General features: G+C 60.6%; 2 protein-coding genes and 1 pseudogene. 1 reads left to right on the top strand and 2 read right to left on the bottom strand.

The window, feature by feature from the left end; all coding sequences use genetic code 11:
- A pseudogene (locus B1205_RS28415) lies at positions 1–185 on the top strand (IS630 family transposase); the annotation flags it as partial.
- Between the two features lie 130 nt (positions 186–315).
- On the opposite strand, the gene B1205_RS28410 reads toward B1205_RS28415, so the two are convergent.
- Together B1205_RS28410 and B1205_RS28395 are read right to left on the bottom strand one after the other, a co-directional pair.
- Positions 316–606: a barstar family protein gene (locus B1205_RS28410; protein ID WP_089158403.1), complete on the bottom strand. Its 291-nt coding sequence runs from the start codon at positions 604–606 to the stop codon at positions 316–318.
- Positions 607–2,637: 2,031 nt separating this feature from the next.
- Positions 2,638–3,099: a hypothetical protein gene (locus tag B1205_RS28395; protein WP_089158401.1), complete on the bottom strand. Its 462-nt coding sequence runs from the start codon at positions 3,097–3,099 to the stop codon at positions 2,638–2,640.
- Between the last annotated feature and the right edge of the window lie 1,050 nt (positions 3,100–4,149).

The following is a 4,149-nucleotide window of genomic DNA, read 5'->3' as shown; positions in this document are numbered from 1 at the left end:
TCGAGGCCGAGTTCGCCGCGGTCCGCTACTTCGCCCTCAACGGCACCGACCACCGCAGTCACGCCGAGCAGGACGCCGCGATCGGCGCCCACATTCGCTGGCGCAACCACCGAGCCCACCCGAAAGCCGGATTCGCCACCGAATCCAAGATCCGCCACCCGGATTACCCGTTCAAGGCTGCATGACGAGGCACTAGGTGACGGTGGGCACGAGCAACGCTGGACGTCCATGGACTGCGGCGGCCCGTCCGGGCAGTCCGAGCGCTGCTGCTGGCCCAGCTCATCGATGGCTGGTGATTCCCTCGGGACGAAGAGGTTATCGCAACTCGAACGTAAACCGATCCTCGTGACCAGCCTCTCGCTCCTCGGCTTCCACGGCTCGCAGTAGGCCGCAGATCCTTCCGAATCGCTCCGCTCCGAGATTTCTCTCGCTGACCTGCCAGTCAATCCAGACGACTGCGACTGGACGGGGGACATCCCTGCTCAGTCGGTCCCACAGAGCATCCAGGTTCGCACCGTAGTACGGCCCGAAGTCGAGAGCACCGGCGAGGAGTTGGTGAAGGTCGGCTTCGGTTCGCACCTTGCGGCCGTCGATTTCCAAGAGCACGTGACCTCACCCGTCTCTGCTGGCAGCTACGCCACCGACGTACGTCTCGTCTGGGCCCGGCCCATGCCCTATCCGTGCCCGACGCAGCGGTCGGGGCGACAGGGGCACGTGATCTGTCCGACGATCAACGTTCGTCAGCGATCTCTCCCTGATGCTGCAACTACCCCACCGTGTAGATCAACCTGCTTCCCAAGCTGACAGCCCGGCGAGGTCCCAGGCTCCATGGCCCGGTTGCGATCGACAGCAACGGTGACAGCAACCGGGCCGGATGACGGGGACCAGTGACGGAGGACGACGGACCAGTGCCCGACGTCAGAGACGTGCGCAGACGCGCCCGGACAGAGCGCCCAGAACTTACAAGCGAGGGGTCGCAGGTTCGAAACCTGCCGCGCCCACCACTCACCAGCAGCGCAAACCGCCTCAGGAAGATCACTCCCCAGGCGGTGGCAGCAACGGTTCCGTCGAGCTTGCCGAGCGCCTGGCGCATGGCGTCGAGGTTGGCGTGCGAATAGACCTTGAGGGTCAGCTTCACATCCGCGTGCCGGGCGATGGCTTGGACGACGTGCGGCGGGACGCCCAGCTCCATCAGTAGAGACACGACGGTGTGTCGCAGGTCGTATAGCCGGACGTCCGGACAACCGACCCGCTCCGGGCACGGTAGTGACAAGAAGTTGCCCCGATAGCAGAATGCCAGGTGCGCCGGATCATCAAATTAACTCACTCGATCGCATTCTTCACCTCGACTGGTCTAAAAGCGCCGAACCCTCCGTAGTCGCGCACATCCGAAAGGCCCCGAGTTGCACTACGCTCGCAAAGACCAGCCCAGGCGTGGGCTGTGCCTGTTGAAGCGATGGAGGAATTGCCGCTGGCCGCCGCCGCAGAAACTGACAGTGAGATTCGACAAATGATCTCGGATGTTGTCGAGGTGCTGTCTGAGGACGAGCGGAAGCGAATGCAGGAGGTAATAACCAATTGGTGGGTTCCAAATCGCCTTTCGCCACCTCCTGACGAGTATATAGATCTTCTTACTTTCCATCCGGGCAAGCTTCTCGATGAGGCTAGTGAGCAGCGGTTCCTTGCCCACGTTGGGTCTGAAGTGCCGCTAGAAATCGTCCTTCGAGGCCACCTTTGGGTGGAGTCAGCCCTGATTCGCTTGTTTAACGTAAGCGTCGAGCGTCCAGAAAAGCTCGCAAGTGCGCGGCTGGCANTCAGGCAGCACATAATCTTGACGCGGCCATCGGTCCAAACGAGGAAAATAGGTTTCTTGAGTCCCTCGGGCCGGTCGTCCATTATTCCTCGGGTGTTGAGCTACCGGAACATAAGGATCAGCCATTCCCGCACAGGATGCGGCACGGGATAGCGGTTCTGCTCGTCTGTATCGACAAGTGGCACGGCGAACTGGTAGTCAAGAGAGAGCTAGACCGGTTCTGGATGATGGAGACGACAAAGACGCTGCGGGCCACGAATGACTGGTTTGCGGACATGAAGGATAAAACTGTCGCCGCCGGAACAAGGAGGCAGCCATGAGGATGCAGTTCATTCCGACGATCAAGGGCGAGAAACTGGCACCAGCTGTCTACCTAGACACCCGAGCCGTCGGCACCTCGCGTCTTAAGGCTGCTAGTGTGATAAATGTCACCCATTGCGGTAGCATGTCTACTCCTAGGGCGAGNGACTAGACGCCCCCAGCGTCAACAGCGTGCTGGGGGCGTCTAGTCGGGGTCGGTGCTCCTGCCGTCCGTCATGGCTCAAGCTGTCCCCATCTAGCCGGCTAAACCGCTGCTGCGGAGGCCTCCTGGATGCGATCGAAGGCACCGTTGGCCAACTCTCGAACGCTCTGAAAGTAGCGACCGTGAGTGCGGCGAAGGGCACCCCACGAGGCGGCACCCAGCACAACTACCTCGATGTCTCGGTTCCGACGGTGCGCTGCCTCGGCCTCGAAGCGAGCGTCCAAGGCGTCGCTTGCCTGGACATGCTCTGAAGATCGGACAATCGAGCCTGAGCTACGATCAAACACCACCAGGTAGTGCTTCATCTGATGCCTCCATGCTCTACCACGCGCTCCAAGGCTTCCATGCTACCCCGAACCTTGCGCTGGCGTTCCGTATGACTCTTGTTGAGTTCGCGCATCTTAATCTTGATCAGGCTGAGGCACAACCCGAGGGCTTCATAAGCCTGTGCGGTCGTGACCTCCCCTCGCAATGGCATCGATCTTCGGACCAGCCTCCCCGCCCGTCGACGATCCTCAAAGACCAGGTGGACGAAAGCCCTTATTCTCTTCCGAATCCAGTGATAGATCCGGTGGGCATCCTCAGCCTCATCGCCAGTAAGGCCGGGGAAGCCCGCGCTGCTCCCGTCGTCGTCCCCAACGATTTCGCGCATTCCAGTAAGATCACCGTTATCGAAGCATGCGAGGAAGTGCGCTACCTCCCGTGCCATCTCTTCACGCACTTCGAGCCTGTCGATAACGTCGCTGGCTTTGCGGATTGCCACCACAAATTCTGCCCGAGTAACCGAACGTCCAGGAAGAGGATCAACCAGCCGATCAGGTTCGTTTGGGGGTTCTCCATACCGGATGCCGCGCCCCCACCGGTCGGCAAGGCCTTCCATCACCTGGGCCCAAGAGTTCTGCATGGCNCCCGGTACCCAAACGATGGGTTTAGACGTCTATCGAATACCCGCGGTGGCTTGGTTAAGTCGGAGAAGTGCTCAGAGATCTTTCCGACTATTGCATCCTGCTCTCGTCGCCCGCCCTCGATCACCAGGCGCGCCCCCGCAAAATCCTGGACTCGGGCTAGTTGCATGCCAGACTCACGTTGCAGCTTTTCTATTAGCGTGCCGAGAGTCTTAACGCGAGTTCCGGCCTCTCCAAAGCCAAGAGAGTCTAGGCGCAGCTTGACCTCGTCAAGGACCTGCTGGTAGTACCTAATCACGTCCTTCAGAGCTGCTATGTCGGCTTCGTCCGGTTCGTCGTCAACAGCTCTGGCAAGCCGGTCCCCCAGCTGGTTGAGCTTAGATTTGGACATCGGTAGCGGCACAGCGACAAGCTAGCATCGAGTCTCGGTCTGCGGGTTCCCCGAATCGCTGTACGCACTGTCTTCTTCTGGATACCGCAAGCTTGTGATCGTCTACGTGGCCCAGCCCTAGAGGAAGTTGTGGAGCAGGTCAAACAACAATCACCTTCCCTCTCCGGTAGCCAAGCAGGCGAGCAGCCGCAAACAGACACTAGGTCAGCGAAGACTGCCGGGCAGCGGACCAGCGCCCCGAGACCAACTTCGTAATAAGCAGGTGGGCCCCGTCGCAAGATCCGGGACAGGCACGGAATGTTGGCGCTGTTCGACCAGGCGGCTCAGTGGTGATTGCTAGCCCTCTTCGTGAACCGTGTGCGGCAGCAGCGCCGACAGCAGCGCTGACAGCAACTGGATGGGACGAGGGGAACCGCCTGAGGTTCCCCCGGTTCGCCGGAGGGTTGGTTACCTGGCGCCGGTGGGCTCAGGCTGAACGATAGCCGTCTCGTCGTGCTGTGCCTGGTGGGTGTGCCAG

This window comes from Micromonospora sp. NBS 11-29 (assembly GCF_002140155.1).
Lineage (GTDB): Bacteria > Actinomycetota > Actinomycetes > Mycobacteriales > Micromonosporaceae > Micromonospora.
The sequence above is the reverse complement of the archived record's forward strand: the minus strand, read 5'-3'. Positions and strand labels throughout refer to the sequence as shown.